The sequence below is a fragment of the Pseudoalteromonas ardens genome (assembly GCF_030125445.1).
Taxonomy (GTDB): domain Bacteria; phylum Pseudomonadota; class Gammaproteobacteria; order Enterobacterales; family Alteromonadaceae; genus Pseudoalteromonas; species Pseudoalteromonas ardens.
In genome coordinates this window covers 1-17,432 of sequence record NZ_JASJUV010000008.1, presented here as the reverse complement: position 1 = coordinate 17,432, position 17,432 = coordinate 1, and the positions used below count along the sequence as shown (strand labels likewise).

General features: G+C 44.1%; 19 protein-coding genes, 1 tRNA gene, 1 rRNA gene and 1 pseudogene. 15 read left to right on the top strand and 7 right to left on the bottom strand.

Features of this window, described 5'->3' with window-relative positions; translation table 11 throughout:
• Positions 1-23 precede the first annotated feature (23 nt).
• From QNM19_RS19915 to QNM19_RS19850, 14 genes are all read left to right on the top strand, one after another.
• Positions 24-560 carry a DUF924 family protein gene (locus QNM19_RS19915; RefSeq protein WP_049866208.1) on the top strand — a complete coding sequence of 179 codons (537 nt, stop codon included), beginning with the start codon at positions 24-26 and terminating at the stop codon, positions 558-560.
• Positions 561-589: 29 nt separating this feature from the next.
• Complete coding sequence (locus tag QNM19_RS19910; RefSeq protein ID WP_049866209.1) at positions 590-979, top strand: VOC family protein; 390 nt, start codon at positions 590-592, stop codon at positions 977-979.
• Between the two features lie 215 nt (positions 980-1,194).
• Positions 1,195-1,644, top strand: coding sequence for a GNAT family N-acetyltransferase (locus QNM19_RS19905; RefSeq protein ID WP_049866210.1), 450 nt, complete (start codon positions 1,195-1,197; stop codon positions 1,642-1,644).
• Between the two features lie 667 nt (positions 1,645-2,311).
• A complete protein-coding gene (locus tag QNM19_RS19900; RefSeq protein ID WP_284027129.1) occupies positions 2,312-3,121 on the top strand; it encodes a hypothetical protein in 810 nt (269 codons plus the stop codon).
• Between the two features lie 19 nt (positions 3,122-3,140).
• Positions 3,141-3,989: an alpha/beta hydrolase gene (locus QNM19_RS19895; protein ID WP_156202457.1), complete on the top strand. Its 849-nt coding sequence runs from the start codon at positions 3,141-3,143 to the stop codon at positions 3,987-3,989.
• Positions 3,952-5,427 carry an AMP-binding protein gene (locus QNM19_RS19890; RefSeq protein ID WP_049866152.1) on the top strand — a complete coding sequence of 492 codons (1,476 nt, stop codon included), beginning with the start codon at positions 3,952-3,954 and terminating at the stop codon, positions 5,425-5,427. Before QNM19_RS19895 ends, QNM19_RS19890 begins: the two co-directional genes overlap by 38 nt.
• 1 nt (position 5,428) lies before the next feature.
• Entirely contained in the window at positions 5,429-5,671 is a 243-nt protein-coding gene (locus QNM19_RS19885) for an acyl carrier protein (RefSeq protein WP_049866151.1), read from the top strand.
• Positions 5,672-5,745: 74 nt separating this feature from the next.
• Positions 5,746-6,654, top strand: a complete 909-nt coding sequence (locus tag QNM19_RS19880) for a chlorinating enzyme (protein WP_049866150.1) — start codon at positions 5,746-5,748, stop codon at positions 6,652-6,654.
• A gap of 99 nt (positions 6,655-6,753) precedes the next feature.
• Positions 6,754-6,978 (top strand): acyl carrier protein, encoded by a 225-nt coding sequence (locus tag QNM19_RS19875; protein ID WP_049866149.1) that lies wholly within the window; start codon positions 6,754-6,756, stop codon positions 6,976-6,978.
• Entirely contained in the window at positions 6,978-7,712 is a 735-nt protein-coding gene (locus QNM19_RS19870) for a thioesterase II family protein (RefSeq protein WP_049866148.1), read from the top strand. Before QNM19_RS19875 ends, QNM19_RS19870 begins: the two co-directional genes overlap by 1 nt.
• A 30-nt stretch (positions 7,713-7,742) precedes the next feature.
• Positions 7,743-8,306: a GNAT family N-acetyltransferase gene (locus QNM19_RS19865; protein WP_049866147.1), complete on the top strand. Its 564-nt coding sequence runs from the start codon at positions 7,743-7,745 to the stop codon at positions 8,304-8,306.
• 10 nt (positions 8,307-8,316) lie between these two features.
• On the top strand, positions 8,317-9,315 hold the full coding sequence (locus QNM19_RS19860) for a succinylglutamate desuccinylase/aspartoacylase domain-containing protein (RefSeq protein WP_049866146.1): 999 nt from the start codon (positions 8,317-8,319) through the stop codon (positions 9,313-9,315).
• A 43-nt stretch (positions 9,316-9,358) separates the two neighbouring features.
• The gene (locus QNM19_RS19855; RefSeq protein WP_049866145.1) at positions 9,359-10,189 is read left to right on the top strand and encodes a hypothetical protein; all 831 of its coding nucleotides are present in this window, start codon (positions 9,359-9,361) and stop codon (positions 10,187-10,189) included.
• Positions 10,190-10,239: 50 nt separating this feature from the next.
• On the top strand, positions 10,240-10,575 hold the full coding sequence (locus QNM19_RS19850; RefSeq protein ID WP_010385318.1) for a cupin domain-containing protein: 336 nt from the start codon (positions 10,240-10,242) through the stop codon (positions 10,573-10,575).
• Positions 10,576-10,928: 353 nt separating this feature from the next.
• Here the strand turns inward: QNM19_RS19850 and QNM19_RS19845 are convergent, their stop codons facing one another.
• The 7 genes and pseudogenes from QNM19_RS19845 to QNM19_RS19815 all read right to left on the bottom strand — a co-directional run bounded on the left by QNM19_RS19845 (position 10,929) and on the right by QNM19_RS19815 (position 16,746).
• Complete coding sequence (locus tag QNM19_RS19845; protein ID WP_049866144.1) at positions 10,929-11,573, bottom strand: hypothetical protein; 645 nt, start codon at positions 11,571-11,573, stop codon at positions 10,929-10,931.
• Positions 11,561-11,977, bottom strand: coding sequence for a hypothetical protein (locus tag QNM19_RS19840; RefSeq protein ID WP_049866143.1), 417 nt, complete (start codon positions 11,975-11,977; stop codon positions 11,561-11,563). The genes QNM19_RS19845 and QNM19_RS19840 overlap by 13 nt, the downstream gene beginning before the upstream one ends.
• A gap of 58 nt (positions 11,978-12,035) precedes the next feature.
• Positions 12,036-12,974, bottom strand: coding sequence for a restriction endonuclease (locus QNM19_RS19835; protein WP_049866142.1), 939 nt, complete (start codon positions 12,972-12,974; stop codon positions 12,036-12,038).
• A 280-nt stretch (positions 12,975-13,254) separates the two neighbouring features.
• Complete coding sequence (locus QNM19_RS19830; RefSeq protein WP_284027128.1) at positions 13,255-13,626, bottom strand: hypothetical protein; 372 nt, start codon at positions 13,624-13,626, stop codon at positions 13,255-13,257.
• Positions 13,627-14,727: 1,101 nt separating this feature from the next.
• Positions 14,728-14,973: pseudogene (locus tag QNM19_RS19825) on the bottom strand (transposase); the annotation flags it as partial.
• Positions 14,974-15,087: 114 nt separating this feature from the next.
• A tRNA-Pro gene (locus QNM19_RS19820) sits at positions 15,088-15,164 on the bottom strand.
• Between the two features lie 163 nt (positions 15,165-15,327).
• Positions 15,328-16,746 (bottom strand): alanine/glycine:cation symporter family protein, encoded by a 1,419-nt coding sequence (locus tag QNM19_RS19815; RefSeq protein WP_010385312.1) that lies wholly within the window; start codon positions 16,744-16,746, stop codon positions 15,328-15,330.
• 596 nt (positions 16,747-17,342) lie between these two features.
• Between QNM19_RS19815 and QNM19_RS19810 the strand changes: the two genes are divergently transcribed.
• Positions 17,343-17,432 (top strand): 16S ribosomal RNA (locus QNM19_RS19810); the annotation flags it as partial.

The following is a 17,432-nucleotide window of genomic DNA, read 5'->3' as shown; positions in this document are numbered from 1 at the left end:
TAAAAAGATATAAGGAGAAGAATATGAAGGTACGTCCGGTTATCAATTTCTGGTTTGATGAAATCGAAGAAGATAAGTGGTGGGAAAAGGATGAGCAGTTTGATGCGTTGCTTCGGGAAAAGTTTCTTGATTTACATTATGCGGCTGTCAGAGGTGAGTTGTTTGAAGATCGGGATAACCCGTTTGGCAGACTTCAGGAAATCATTCTGCTGGATCAGTTTTCAAGAAACATGTTCAGGGGGACACCTCAGGCGTTCAAGAATGATACTCAGGCCCTGGTCCTCTCTCAGGAAGCCGTGCGCGCAAATGCCCAGGTCGATATGGCACCTGATCAGAAAGCATTTTTGTACATGCCATTTATGCACAGTGAGTCATTGGTGATCCATGACACTGCGATGAAGCTATTCGCCGAACCTGGCCTGGAAGGCTACTACGACTATGAAGTAAAGCACAGAGAGATAATAGAAAAATTTGGTCGTTATCCCCATCGTAACAAAGCTCTGGGTAGGGACTCTACAGAAGCAGAACTAGAGTTTATAAATAACACCAGCGACTTTTGAGTTAAAAAACGATCTTAAGGGGATTAATAATGTTTAGTCATATATCTGTAGGGACGAATGATCTGGATAAAGCGATGGCGTTTTATGATGCCGTCTTTTCTGAAATTGGTGTCTCAAGAGCAAAACAGGGGGATGGCTGGGCTGCTTATGGCGACTATGGTGAGCTCGGTATTGGCGTGTTCTGGCTATTTAAACCATTTAATGGCGATCCTGCGACTGCCGGCAATGGCACCAACATAGCCTTTATGGCGCCCACCAGAAAGTCCGTTGATGCTTTTTATGCTGCGGCGCTGGAGAATGGCGGAGAATGTGCAGGAAAACCGGGTATTCGCGAAGAGGATCACCCGAATTTCTATGCAGCCTTTATACGCGACGTTGACAACAATAAGATTGTCGTTGTTTGCCATGATCCAGAATAGAGTGAGTCATTCGACCCTGGACATTTACAGTAAATAATAACATGTTGTGAACGACAGGCTTGCCTGGCGATATATGAGCGATGGCACTTATATTGTCAGGTACAGTCCTGGTTGGTGATAGATTGACATGAAATGGCTATCTTGTATGCCATGGTTATGTCGTTAATCTATTTTAACTGTACTAGCATAAAACTTAAAAGTAATAGGACGATAGGATGATCACAACACGAAGGGCAACAACGAAAGATATTGATGCAGTCAGTGAGCTGTTTAATGAATATCGAATGTTTTATCAGCAAGGAACCGATCTTGCCCTTGCTCATGAGTTTATTAGCGAACGGCTCGAGAATCAGGAGTCAGTTATTTTTATCGCGCTTAATGGATCTGAAGAGGTGCTGGGCTTTACGCAGCTGTATCCGAACTTCTCCTCTATCTCAGCGAAGCGAACCTGGACACTAAATGATCTGTATGTCCTGCCGAGTGCAAGGCGACAGGGGGTGGCTAAATCTTTGTTAAATGCAGCGAGAGATCATGCTCTGGAGACACGTGCGAAAGGGTTGGCGTTAGAAACCGCAGAAGACAACTTAGAAGCGCAGTCCCTGTATGAGTCGCTTGGATACACTAGAAGCACCGGCTTTTTCAGCTATTTTCTCAGTACTGACTGATTCTGCGCGTTGTAAATACCTAAGCGATCTGGCGGGGTATTACCTGTGCACCCCGCAATAGCGTGCAATCACGCTTCACTCTATACCGAATTCGGTATTACCAGTATGGCTTTTTCATGAAGACGACACCGCAATGGTTGCTCGTTTGTTCACTGTGCATCAAATAAGCCTGCCGCAGGGCTTCCGGGATCCAATTTTTGGCCTGATTTGATGCTAAACCTGTTTATGAGTGGTTGTTCTGAATTCGGTAGAAAATGAGATGGTTGCGCAGAATTTCACCTGATTGACTTTTAATCTGAGAAAAAGTCAGGAAAGTTCCACGAAGAACTTGCTTTGAAAAATGCAGCAATGTGGCTGCGGAATTTTTGAGAAGTATTAGCTAACTTTCTGATTTAAATGTTTTTCACCTTTATTTTTGTTGTCTAAATGTTAAAGGTGATCTTGGTTGTATTGCGATATTTGAAATATGGCGATCAAAGTAGCTCGTTGAAAAGTAACTTTACATAAAAATAATTTACGTAAAGACTTGACGCATTAAGATACTTTATGGCAACTTAAATACCAAGCCAGAGCAACACACATCTGGTTAAGTTTTGGAATAAAAAAGCGCTTGCAGGTGATAGAGCAAGTAACGGAAAAACACATAGTCACTAGGGTTGAGGGAAACATGAAAGAATTTAAGGCAAGAATTTACGATTTTGACGGCACTGCGAAAACGGACTCTTTATCACTTGAGCATGCGTTTAATCTTGTACATGGCGGTGAATACGATGTCATTTTGTTACAGGTAGAGTCGCAGGAAGGTGTTGAGTTATGGTGGGGAAAGCATGACGACCTGGCAATGAATGGCCACCGTTACCACACCGGTATCATGACGAGCGGAATGACATTGGGCAAGTTACAACGGGCTACTAATGAGGAATATCAGGCGACATCGGAGCTATATTTTAACTCTGCAAATGTGGTTAACGCAGCGCTTAAGCAAACGCCTTACTTTGAATTTTTTGAACAGGGTCTGAGTGCAAAAACACTGGAAGTGGAACCAGGACGTGAAATGCTGATTGCATCGCAACGTGAATATCCGCCTTCAACTGAAAAGAATTTTAGCTTTGCGCCACATGCAGACTCTATCTCTTATGCACGGGCAAATGATAGCTGGCCAATAAAAACCAGTTACCCACAAACGGCTGCCTTTATAACGGTACAAAATGCCGCAAACGAAGCTGGTTTTGTAATGTGGGATTATTTGCCAAGTAGCCGCAGTGAGTTGGATGAGTTTATTGCGCTGTATGGCAAGGATGAAGCACAGGGGATGGAATTCCTGGCGCAGTTTGAAAGTATGGAAATCAATCCGGAAGTTGGAGAGCTGTGTATTTTTAATTGTCGCAAAATGCATGGTATCCAGACTTGTGACACGTTACGTAAAACCATCGGCTCGTTCTTTATAAAGCAAGACGGCTGGCGCATATTCGACTGAGTAAATTATGAAAACATTAATGAATACATTCATAAATGGGGCCATGCCAATACTCAGCATGCACACCGAGCGGGTCGAAAACAGGCCTGATGTGGTTCTGGTTTTGCCCTTTGGCACTGAGCTGGAGGCGGCCAACAGCTTCATCGCGAGCCTGGATCAGACATGCAATCTGTATACGTGGCAAAGCCGTCACATTTTGGACGACAACGATGAACTGCAAGTTCAGGCACTGACAATGGCATCACATGCTGCGGATTTAGAGCAACTCATTGATGAATACGCGTTGCACGAGCCTGTGATTGTGGGTTACTGCTCCGGCGCTGCCGTGGCACTGCACTTTGCAGCGCAAAGTGACAATTATCAGGCACTGTTCTTGGTTTTTGGTGAATACGCTTTGGCTGAAAGGAGCAAAGAGTACAAGGTACCAGCACATTACTTTGAAGTTGATACTTTGCTGAGAATGGCTGCCAAAAGCCGAGCGTTTAGCACTATGTTAAGCGACAAAATGTCGGATGCTGGTTTTGCCAGTCAGGTTGCCGATGAAGCGAGGTTTTTCAATCAACCTTACTTCAATGAATTGTATTTGCATCGTTATGCTTTGAATTATCTGGATTTTGTGAGTCACGATTATCTGGAAGATGCGAAGCAGCTTGAGAAACACGTTTATGTGTATTGCTCCGATGAAGATAAGCATGTCGGGACTGATACATCAGTGGTGATAAGTAATGTGTTGAGAAACAGCACGCTGGTCAGAGGGAAGTTTGGTGACCACTACGCGTTTTGTCGCCCTGAAACAGGCATTTTACAGAAATTAAAAAAGGATATTTCTCATGAAATCAGCAGCAGAGAATGTTTATACGCAGTTTGAGTTAAGCGTCGCAAAACATCCAGACCGCATTGCGCTGGACAGCGACAAACAGCAGCTTAGTTATCGCACTTTATATCACTCGGTAGAGCAGCTCGCAGCGGTATTATCGGAGCAGGGAGTTACGCAACAGGATGTTGTACTGGTAAAACTTGAACGCTCCATTGAGTTTATCACGGTTGTGTTGGCATTGCTGCGAGTCGGCGCGACATACCTGCCGGTGTCGAACAAGCTGAATGAGTCGGATCTCAGTTTTATGCTGCAAGAAACCCAGGCGCGTTTTGTGATTTGTACAGATGTTACATCTCTTCCTGGAATGGGCATTGAGGTGCTTGATATTGTGGATATGCTGGCTCAACAACCTACGCAACCTGCACCCAGAGTTATCCGCAATCGTGAAGCCTGTGCCTACATTATGTATACATCGGGTTCAACAGGCAGGCCCAAAGGGGTGAGAGTACCTGACAGAGCCATACAGCGTCTGGTCATAGACAGTGATTACATTCAAGTCACGCCAGAAGATGCAATTTATATGACGGCTGATATTTCATTCGATGCCGCAACCTTTGAAATATGGGGCGCGTTATTAAATGGCGCAAGGCTCATTATTGATGGTGCTGAATTTAGTCCGACCAGGTTTATGCGCAATGTTGCGGCTAAGGAGGCGACTATTGCCTGGCTTACATCAGGGTTATTTCACATGTTGGGGGCAAACCGTCCTGAGGTATTCCAGCCATTGCGGGCCATCCTGGCCGGCGGAGATGTACTCAGCAGCGCGGTGATCCGCTCAGTGTTGGGGACTTGTCCGGGTCTGACAGTGATAAATGGCTATGGCCCAACAGAGAATACAACGTTTACATGTTGTTATGTCATGGATGACGTGACATTACCCCAAGATAACGTGCCAATCGGCTACCCAATTAGCGGCACTCACATTGCGATTCTGGATGACGACCTGGAGCATGTGACTGATGGCGAGGCTGGTATCTTGTATACCTACGGCGATGGAGTTGCACTGGGATACGTCGGTGACAGGGATAAAGACAACGCATTTTTTTATCACGAAAAAATCTCCTCCGGGCTGATTTACCGCACCGGCGATAAAGTGAAGCGAGTAAACGGGAAAATTCATTTTCTGGGTAGAGAAGATAACTTAGTAAAAGTACGTGGTTACCGGGTATCTATGGAGTTTGTTACAGAGAAACTGTATCAACTTGACTATATAGAAAATGCATTTGTGCACTTAATAAAAGACCATGCAGGTAATAATGCCTTATGTGCAAAGGTAACGACTAAAAAGCCTGTGTCATCGAAATTAATAAAGCAAGATCTGGCAACTATGATTTCACCCTATATGGTGCCGGATATCATTGAAGTAAAAGAGAAATTTAGTTTAAACAAGAATGGCAAAATTGCCAAAAATCAACTTATCGAGGTGTAATATGCAAAATAGTAATGTAGTTAAAGATATCGTGTTGGAAAAAGCACAGGCCACATTCAGTGGTATCGAAATTGATGAAAAAACTGACTTTTTCTCAGTTGGGATCAGCTCTCTGGCAGTGGTTAACTTTCAGATGGAAGTTGAGCAAGCGTTGAATTGCACGGTCGAAACATCCGAGTTAATGGCTAATTCGACTTTAGGTGACTGGGTAAACCTTTACGAGTCTGCAGCGCAAACAAACTGAATTAATTAACATCAACTAAAACCAAACTTATTTAAATAAACCAATTTAATCAAATTTTTATTAAGGAAAATACAATGAGCTTTTATCTAACTGAAGAAGAAATCCAACAAATGCGTACAAACGGTTATATCGGTCCTTTTGACCTATATGAGCGTGACGAAATTCTTGAAAAGTACAAGAATATCCGTGCCAAAATGTTTGACCGTAAAAATGCGGCCTATGACCTGGAACACACCAGCGTAGTATCTGGTTATGACCGTCACCTGGATATTGACGCGCTCAGCGAGCACGTTATGAATCCAATTATTGTTAACAAGGTAAATTCAATCCTGGGCCCGGACTTAATCTGCTGGCGTTCAGAGATGTTCCCCAAATATCCAGGCGATGAAGGCACAGACTGGCACCAGGCGGATACCTTTTCTCACGCATCTGGCGCGCCTCAAATCAGATGGCCAGGTGAAAGCGACTTTGGTGGTGCAATCACAGTATGGACTGCACTGACAGATGTGTCTGAAGAAGTGGGTTGTTTGTGCTTTATTCCGGGTACACATGAAGAAATGTACTACGACGAATCAAAAGACATGGAATATACACCTGATGAAGTGAACGCACTTGAAAAAGACGGTGTAAAACGCGGCTTCTTTGGCTACGACTATCGCAACCTGCAAAAGGACCCAAGCTGGAAGCCGGATGAGTCTCAGGCGGTACCAATCAAAATGAAAGCAGGTCAGTTTGTGATTTTCTGGTCGACCTTGATGCACTCATCATTACCAAATATCACAAAAGACCAAACTCGACTGGGCTTTGCTGCACGTTATGTACCTGCTGCGGTAGATATTTACCCTGACACTGATTCAGTCACAGAGTACGGCAGTGAACTGTCACTTGAAAAGTATGGTGTAGTTTCGGTATCCGGTGAACGAAATGATAGCCATAACCGAGTCCTGGATGAGAGTCTGAATGGGTTTAGCTTTAAGCGCTAAGTCATTGTATCGCGTCGTGAAGCTTCTTACTTCGTAGCATTGCCCTGATGTGTTCACAGGCAAGTGAGAAGCTTAATTCGTTCGAAAAGGAGAGTTGAAATGCAAACACAAGAGAAGGTTTTAAGCATAGTTGCTTCCCTGGTAAAGGATGTACCGGCACTTGCTCTGGACACGCAGATCGCTGATTTAAATATCAGTTCCATGCAGGCAGTGATGATGGTGAGTGAGATTGAATCTACGTTCAACATTGCTTTACCAATGCAAGAGTTCTATGTGCGTGAATGTATACAGGATCTGGTTCAGTTTGTTGAGGAGGCTGCGTGATGTGGTTGAAACACATTAGCTCTGAGGGCACTCAGTCTGCCAGGGTGATTTGTTTTGGGCACGCTGGTGCCAGCCACGTTGATTTTGTTAAATGGCGAGATCTTCTGCCTTCAAACGTAGAGATCATTGCCATTGCATTACCAGGACGGTGTGAGCGGGTAAAGGAAACACCAGTAAACGACATTCAGGTATTAGTACGTGAGATTGCCGCGGCACTTACAGAGTTACCACCGATGCCAACCAGTTTTTATGGTCATAGCTTTGGTGCTGTGCTCGCTTATGAAACTGCGGCATTTTGCACTAAACATGGACTTTTACCTGAACTACAACGGGTGATTTTGTCAGCCAGCGCTTTGGAAAAACGCCGTATTCTGCAAGGCGTCAATCTTACGGATATGGATGCCGTATTGTCGGTGTTTATCGAGCGTCAGTACATCAGTGAGCAGTACGCACAAAATAAAAAGCTTATGTCTTTGGTACTTCCGTACTTGCTGGCAGATATTTGCTGCAAAGAAGAGTGGCAAATAGATAACACCATCAAGCTGGCAGTGCCGATCCATACGGTGGCATGGGACGAGGATGCCCTGGTTGACCCACCGCAAGTGCACAGTTGGGTTGTACGCAGTGAAGTGCCCCAGTTGTGTCGTCAGGTGACGTTACCGGGCGCACACCTGGCATATTTAAATTCACCAGCTGAGTTTATCGAAACAATTAATGAGTTCATCGCTGATTAGTTAAGGAACCAAGCGGATAAGGAGCGCGTCGTGCAAGATTTATGGAAAAGTGTCCGGGTCAGGGCATTTCAGGAGTCGGATATAGACCAGCATATTGCGTACTGGCACAACCCCGAGAACACCTTTCTTGAAGATTTGGGGGTTGACCGTCAGCGGTTAATACCTGCGCACAAAATGCGTGAACAACTGCAATATGTACTCAACAAGATGCCCCAGGCATGTAGCTTGTTGACAATTGAGTACCAGGGACAGGCCATCGGCGTACATGAATTAACGGATGTAGTTGAACAGGAAAGTGGGGTAATGCATGCCAGTATCTGGACTTCGGAATTTCGTGGTCTGGGCATCGGCAAAGTGTCTTACGTAAAGGCCATGCAGTGGTACTTCGAGCACTTTCCATTGCAGCGGATCCTCTTTAAAACGCCGAAAAATAACCGGGCAGCGAACAAACTAAAGCAAACGCTCAAGATTAAGCAGGTTGGTGAATGTACTTATGAACTACCCATATTCGGCCGACCGATTGAAGCCCATTTATATGAGATGACGCGCAGCGCGTTTGAACACCTGGCTGCACTTGCTGCGCCCAGGGAATGAGGAGAAAACCATGGACAAACAGGTAGATCAGGCGCTGACGCAGTTTAGTGCATTCCGGGACGCAAAGACGCTGGGCAATCTTTCAGTAGAACAAGTTGATGATTGGGGATTTACCCTGGTGCCAAAAGGAGGTGAATCTAAAGACGGCGGTTTCCACAGCGATCTGACCCTGATCGCACTGAACCACGGCAATGAAGTGGGCGGACTGGCAGTGCTAAATGCCTTATGCCATGAGATTGACAATGGTCAGTTAACCCCGGATTTACGGGTCACATTTTTATTGGGTAACGTTGCCGCGGCTAAAGCAGGTAAACGTTATCTGGAACAGGATATTAATCGCACTTTTAACACTCAGGCACACGACAGCCTTGAATCACAAAGAGCAAAACAGCTGGAGCCCATTGTCAGAAACTCCAAGTTTATTCTGGATTTTCACCAGACAATAGAACCAACCAATACGCCGTTTTTTGTGTATCAATATAATCGACTCGCTGCACTGTTTGCGCATGCAGTAGACAACGCGCTACCGGTGATCACCCACAAACAGTCAACGGCAAGTAAGCTCGGGGGTATGCGGTGTGATGAATTTGGCACCCATTGCGGGTGTGTATCGATTGCGCTGGAACTAAGCCAAAAAGGATTCGACCAACAAGGCATTGAGCTAGGGATATTGGCTGCTAAGCGCGCTTTGGCCGCTGTTGAAAATTGGACAGAAGTAAAATCACAGGCACCGAAGCAAGTAAATCCAATGTGGACCTGGTCGCATATTGAGGCGTATCCGCAAGAATATGTGCAGTTACATACCGGGCTGCAAAACTTTACTGAAGTTGAAGCCGGGCAATTACTGGGTCACACGCAATTGGGTATTGCGGTACAGGCTGCTCAGTCGGGCGCTTTACTGTTTCCCAAACACATTAAAGTGGGTGAGCCAAAACCGGGCGAGTTGTATCGCATCTTAAAACAAGTCAATTACTTTGCTACGTCAGGCCCGGGCAGGGCGGTGGCGTAATAAATAGAATTTTAATTACTCATAAATTTATTAAGGAAAAGTCATGAAACATAATTACGTAAGCTCAATAAAAAAATGGACCGTCGCACTGGCAACAGGTTTGCTGCTCACCAGTGGGGCTGCGATGGCAAAGAAAGGGGTGACAACGCCAGACGGGTTTGAATCCGTACTCGTTCTGATGGGAACAGGCACCATTGATAAGCATAACCCAGAGCCTCATCCGGGGGTTATTAACTGTGATGGCCTGATCTGTGATGGTGAGTTTTTCCAGAAGGAGATCATGGGTCGTACAGATGCTGAAATTGCTGAAGTTGCGCAGCAGGCAAAAACGTTTTACCTCGAACGGTTTGGACTGGCTGCCGATGATCTGGTCGCAAATAATCGCGCCACATTCAAAAGCTTTACCTTGAATCCGGATTTTGAGTATCGATTGCAAATTGCTACCGGCATGAAAGCAAAAGGTGAAGGCTGGATCATCCGCGATGGTGGTTTTAACCTTACGATCACTGACCCTCAAGGGGTGCCGATGGCTGGTGAGATGGCGGGTCGTTTAGCCAAGCCTGATGATCAGTTCCTGTTCGGCAGTTACAATATTCTGGTAACGAACAAAAAGGGAAAACCGAAAAAAGAACTGGTTATTGACTATCGCTCGCGCGTTCCTGCGGTTTCAGATGAAGACGGTTTCAGGTTGCAAAGCTTCCTGTCGAGTGAAGAGTTTGGTGAAGGTTTGGTACTGGGCACCATCTTAACCAGAGACGGCGCCGATGAAACAATCAAAGTGAATGGTCGTACTGTGATTTCTTTCCCGGCCGAAACACAACTAGATTCATTCCCGGCTTTCCCGGCCTTTGACGATAAGCCTAAAAGCAAATAACACAAGCCTGAAGGGGCACAGCCCCCTTCACCTTTTTAACGGTGATGAGTATGGATAACAAAATAAATATAAGCGAAGCGTTAGCATCGGTGACAGAACATTGGTCACAACGCGTGCTTGGTGAGGCCAATGGTCAGCTATATAAGGTGGCCAAAGGACTGGGCGCAACAAACTGGCACAAACATGACGATCAGGACGAATTGTTCATCCTGTATCAGGGCCAGTTAAACATTGAACTCAGAGACAAAACCATCGAGCTGAAACCACAAGACATGTTTATTGTACCAAAAGGCGCAGAGCACAGAGCCGTCGCGCCAGTTGAAGCAGAGTTTGTGATTGTGGGTATGAACATTACATCGACCAAAGAAGGCGGAAAACCGAATTAATAGAAAGTGTGTTTTAGGAGCAATAAGGGAGATTAAAGCACAGATCGCTGGTGGTGTGAGAAAGAATGGTCGGCATAGCAGGATTTGAACCTGCGACCCCTGACACCCCATGACTGCGTAAATGTTTGTGTTATTACTATGTTTTATATGTGATTTTTCAGGTTTTTGGTGGGGTGTGAAATAACTGCAATTGCGTTATTTGTGCCTTTGATGTTGCGGGCTACAGAGAGGGTTTTGCACACTCTGTTTTGCTAAACTAGTAAAGCTTAATCAAACCTGACGGTTTCATATACCAAAAACTGACGGTGGTAACGCCCAGCGAAGGGGACAATTTGTCCCGCTTTCGTTTTTTGTTAGCGCTTTGGCTCCGCATGATTCTTGAATATTGCATTTTCGTTTTCTAAAAAGTCAGTGAACCGCGAAACAAGAAACGAATTGCAGCCTTGCGAGGTTAGATATAGTGCTTGAATTTCTCCGCCAATGTATATTCGAGACTCTGGTGGTATTTGGTTCTGAATAGCTCTTTGTTCCTCCATCATTTTGGGGAGAGCTTCGATTAGATTTCCGTCAGGTGTAGAGCACTCTGGCTTGACGCCAGTTCCGTATCCGATTGGCTCAGATACAAAATCATTCGTGGAGCGATAAGCAAACGAGACTACCTTACCGTTTTCCTCGGAAAGCCCGAACTGATAAACCGTAGTAGTGAAATCGTTGGATAAAGAATATTCTTTTTTGTAGTCAGACCAAAGTTCCCTTAGCCCAGCCGGTGTGTGATAGTCTAAGTTCATAATGCCTTTTACTATCATCTGAGTGCTTGCAGTTAAAGCCCAACGATTCGCAAATCCACCAGCTCCTGTGCCCGCTACAATCGTGCGCAAGTGAGGTATATGCACAGCTTTTGAGACAAAAGAAAAAGGCTCACCCTCCGGTGTAACTGATAAAGTATCCGTCGCTACAAGAATCTGCTCTTCATCTGTAGCGAATATTAATGACGACATGATCTTTCCTTAATTGTAGCGCTAAGGCCGTTAAATGTGCTTTGCTGAACATTGCTCATTTCAGTTGCACTAGTGGTACTGAGCCTATGCCATAATGTTGCTGATAAAACTACCAGTGTCAGTACAGAAACACATAGGATATTACGATTTCTTCGTTTTTCTCGATGTTCTTTGATCAACGAACATACATTGTTATATGCGTTATTCCAAGTATTCACAAAACTACTATTATCCATTGGCATAAAATCGCCATTTCCATCATCAGTTCTAGGAAAATAATTTGATAATACAACCAAGAACTCTTTCAGCTCTTTTTCAGAAGCATCTAAGAGGTCTGGGTGAAAAGCATAGCAAATGACATTCCTCTGCTGACTAACAGAGTTATCGTATTTAAATTTCCTCATTAACAACTCCTTGTACACTTAACGTCGCATTCAGCGGCTCGCCCGCTGTAATGCTTTGTTAAGCATTACGGTTAATAATTTCTTCAATTTGATCAATTTCATTAACAGATGCTACATATAGGTTTGAACCAGCCAGCTCTTTATTTAATTTATCAAACTTGTATTTAGCATTTTTGGTTAATGCAGCGTTTGTCACTAACACTACCGGATATCCAAGATTTTTGGCAATTTCACCAATCTGATTAATAGCTCTAAGTGGAATTAGGTCTGTATCTGTAAATTTCACCTGAACAGCAAACTTAGGCTTCCCGTTGGCTCTTACTAAATAATCTACCCCATAATCAGCTTGTTCTCGCTCAACGTTGTCTAGTCCATATATGCGATCAAGCTGCCTTCCAACAAACTCTTCAAGGGCAAAGGCTCTCTTTATACGGTGTTGGAACTTCTCTTTTTGATCAACAACCCTTTCTTCCACCTCTTCTTCTCTTTGTTTTCTAGCGCTAGAAAACAAAGAGAACGATCCAAGCATAGATACAATAATACCTAAACCTGAGGCAACTAATGCCGGCCAGTTGAAGCTAATCTCATCCTCTCTCGGGTCATCTAAAGTTGTTTCTGGTTGCAGGCTTTCTCTAACAGTATCAATTGATTCTACGAGCTCTTTTCTAGATTCTAAAGGTATGAACTTGTTTGCTAAAAAGGTTTCTTGCACTTGAACAAGAAGCTGAACAACTGTGTATGGGTACTCTATGTTATCACGTAGCTCCTTACCTTTTATTAGCGTTTCGATATCATGTGAATCGATTTGATGTTTATTGTAAACGAGTTCTTGGATTGTACTAATCAGTTCACTGTTCATACCCTCAATTCTTTTAAGCTTTATGTCTTCCGAATATTGAGGAACATAAAAAACAGAGAAATAGATTGTCAGCACGATACCCACCAGTGAAAACATGTGGGAGAGGTTATCTTTTAGCCAGGATAGAAATTCCTTCATAGTTCCGTGATATCTCCTATTGCATAACAGTTAATTAGTAAGACCATACAAGGTGCGCTACCTTGTATGGTAGGAGGTAACCGATGCATGGACTAACCACTAAAATATTTTTGTAAATCATACATTAATAAAAAAAATATTACATCTCAATAGCTATGTAACTTAGTAGCAACTCAGGTTGTATCTGATTTAGGAGGGAAATCGCAATTACTGCTTAAGATAGTGCGGCCAATTACAAGTCCAGCTATAGAGTGCAATACAAAATCACAACTCCATGAGGCTAATCAACCGTACCCGACTTTATCTCCGCAAATGGTACTTCCACCCACTCGATATGATTCTTAGTGTAAATCTTAGTGCTTTTCGCGTCGGTGTGCGCCATCCTGGATTGGGGGTCTACGCCCTGGGTGTCGAACAGGTGGGCGGCGAGGGCGCGGATTTCGTGGAAGGTAGGGCGCTTTTCTTTTTCTAAGTGGTCACAGCAGCCCAGTTCGTCACGGATTTTTGAAAACGTGCGGCTGATGTAATCGGGGGTTAGCTGGGTGACGTGGTTTACTTCTTTGCTGATCTTACGTTTACTCTTTGCCGGCAGGCGGTGGACTACGTAATCACTAAGCAGGTTGTCGCGGCTGCGTAGCTTTTTAAGTGGCACCCACCGGTAAATTCTTTTGTGTAATTATTTTACGTTTTCTTGGGTTGTAAAGTGCGACTTATACCGCTCAATGGTGTTGGGGCATATTCTTATTTATTCTAAACTGACCGATAGTTTCTACTTATTCCCAGTTACACTTCGATATTATTTTGGTGTATCTTTGTTCGGGTGTAATTTTCACGCAGGGTGACGGGGAATAGATCTGTAAGGATAGTAGATTGAAACCATATTATTTCACAGGCCGTGAATACACGGAGTACTTTCAAAAAAATCAGCTGGTTAAAAATATATGTAGCAAACTCCATGTTTGCGACACTAGACCCAACACTGCGTAATATCATATCCATCTAATAGTAATGGAACAGTTGAAGCGATAATTTTTATGTTATTGGCGAACTAAAAAGGCGGGTGAAAAGGTTTTCCAACAACGCAAGGGGATGAGCTTGCAAGAAAACCCGCAACGGCCCTCAACACGGCCTAAAAAACTGTTGAATATGAAGGAATGCGCACTTTGCATCGTTTGGTTATTTGAGGATCAACTAAGAGACCAGATAGCCATGGTGGGAAGTGTAGCAGCAGAGTGGGGATTAGAGCTGATTTGTTTGGCGACAAGTCTCTAATCCACACCCTAGGGGCAAACGGAGTTGCCCGCTTCTATGAAACCAAATTTGAACCAAATTTAGTCTCACATTGCTACTGTAGCTACATTTAAATAAATCCGCAATTGGATTTTCAAAGATCCAATGACTACCAGGTGTTAGCTCGTTCTAACTACGCGAACCAAAAAGAGAACTTCACCAGTTACTGTTGCATTAGGCATGGCTGTGAAGTTGGATGTCTCAAAAACACGTTCTTTCAGTGGGCCATTAGCCTTTCGCGGGGTTAAGTTCAAGTGACACCTACCAGTAAATTCAAAGTCCAATTGTGGGCAGGTTCAATAAAGAAATGCAAGACTATCAAATGCTGCGCTTTCTATAAGCTCTGAGTAGTGAGAGTCGTAAATTTAAGCATGAAAGCCTTAAAAGCAGTAAAGCTCAGATAATACGAGCACGTACTTAACACTGAGTTTGGATAAGTCGAAATGATGTAAAAGAAAAAGTGTTAACCTATCCATCGCTTGCACTGAATCAGATTGGCTCGTTGCCTTTTATGATGGTGCTCACAGTAATCTGTCATCTCTTGCTTTCTCCCGACCGCACCATGAAAGACCTTAGTAAACTGCGTAGTGAGCTTGAGCCTGTTGTCTGGGTCTATTTGCAATCTCTTTAACAGTGGCTGGCTATCGTTGATTTAACCCAGCTTATTTGCACGTATGCATCGGCCTGTTAATTCAACCAGTTGAGTATAATAAGATTGCTATGGATGAGTACGTGTTTTTGACTTGAGTTTTGCACTTATTTTGCACAGGTGTGTGTCGAGGAGTTTAAAGAGGAAAAACTTTAATGTTATGAGGGAGTTAAATGGTCGGCATAGCAGGATTTGAACCTGCGACCCCTGACACCCCATGACAGTGCGCTACCAAGCTGCGCTATATGCCGACTTGGGGTTCACTATAATGATTTTTTGATGAAAGGCAATAAGTAATTGTTTCAATTGAATGTTATTTGTACTTAATTGGTTTGGCTGCGGATTTGTTGCACAGTTTATTTGCAGAGGATAGAAAAGAGGGGAGGTAGCATTGGCTGCTACCTCGGTAATGGATTACTTGTGCCAGATACCTTTAGGCAGAGTTTTCAACACTTCAGGTTTTTGCGAAGGATCAAAAACAGGGGTTTTGCCTTGTTTAAGCTGGGCACGGTAGTCTTTAGCTAACCAGATAACAATGCCGGATAACATGAACAACGCGACGACGTTGACGATGGCCATCAGGCCCATGGAGATATCAGCAAGTGTCCAGATCAAACCAAGCTCGCCGACCGCACCAAACATCACCATAGCCAGTACACAGGCTCGGAAGATAAACAGGCCTTTGGGATGGTTGTGCTCAAGGAACAGTAAGTTGGTTTCTGCATAACTATAGTTAGCGACAATGGACGTGAAGGCAAAGAACAGGATAGCGATGGCAACAAAGATCGCGCCCCAGTCACCGACATGCTCAACCAGTGCAGCCTGTGTTAACTGAATTCCTGTTACACCAGACTCGGGTACTAGCTGGTTTGACAACAGAATAAGTGCCGCTGTAGCGCTACAGATAACAATGGTATCAACAAATACGCCAAGCATTTGAACGTAGCCCTGAGAAGCAGGGTGGTTTGGATTCGGTGTTGCGCTTGCTGCGGCGTTTGCAGCACTACCCATACCGGCTTCGTTAGAGAATAGTCCGCGTTTAATCCCCTGGATCATGGCCTGCATCACAGCATAACCTACAGCACCGCCTGCGGCTTGTTCAAAACCAAGCGCACTGTTGATGATCAGCATAAAGACGTCAGGTAATTGGCTGGCGTTCATGACACATACAACGATTGCCAGCAATAAATAGGCGATAGCCATAAATGGCACAGCCAGCTCGGCAAATCTTGCTATGGTTTTAAGGCCACCAAAAATAATAAAGGCCGAACCACAGACTAGCAAAAGGCCCATTACGTATTTAGGTACGTCAAAGGCAACTTCAAATGCTGCGGCAATCGAATTCGCTTGTACGGCATTAAACACTAAGCCAAACGCCAGGATAAGACATAAAGAGAAGAGTACACCCATCCAACGTTTGTTCAGGCCATACTCCATATAATAAGCAGGACCACCACGGAAGTTGCCTTCATCGTCTTTGGTTTTGTATAGCTGAGCCAGTGCACTTTCTGCAAAGCTTGTCGCCATGCCGATAAGCGCGATGAGCCACATCCAAAAAATAGCACCTGGCCCCCCTAAATAGAGTGCAACAGCAACACCGGCCATATTACCGGTTCCTACCCGGGCGGCAAGGGAAGTACAAAAAGCCTGAAAAGAAGAGATACCGTCTTTGGCACCGCTTCGGCTGTTTGCCATCACTTTAATCATGTATGGGAATTGGGTGAACTGAATGAAACCCAGTCGGAGGGTAAAGAAAACACCTGCTGCAATTAATAGGTATATAAGTATATGACCCCACAGCAAGCCGCTTATTGTATTAAAAAAGTCAGCCATTGGATTACGACCCTTATTATAGATATAGCAGAACGGGTAAATAAGGTGGCGTAATTTACCACAGGACCGCGTTCAACTCTAAATATTATTGTCTTATCCACAGTTTTTTGTGGGTAACTTGTGTGGTGTTTGTGCGGTTTTTTGGGGTAAAAAATTAATCCAAAAAAGTGCTAAAAAGCGCTTGCGCTGGGTTTCGATTTCCCTATAATGCGCATCCACCGACACGGGGCACAACGCTGAAAAGCAACGAGCCAACGAGTTGGGAGTCAAATAAAACTTGATTCTGAAATTTTTCAAAATTAAGTGTTGACATAAAATGGGAAGTGATTAAAATGCACAACCCTCGGCGCTAACAGCGCAGCGACATTAAGTCGCACTGTTCTTTAAAAATATGAAGCAATCATCTGTGTGGGCACTCGTACAGATTGAGTTCTAACAGCAGATTTCAGTTTACTGAATGACGCACAAAAATTTAGAATCTCAATTGAACTGAGTGACCAACGGAATAAACATAGTTTATTCAGCACAGTCAATTCGATTCGAAAGAATCAAAATCAGAATTCAATGAGCACGAAACTTCGGTTTCAAAAAACTTTTAATTGAAGAGTTTGATCATGGCTCAGATTGAACGCTGGCGGCAGGCCTAACACATGCAAGTCGAGCGGTAACATTTCTAGCTTGCTAGA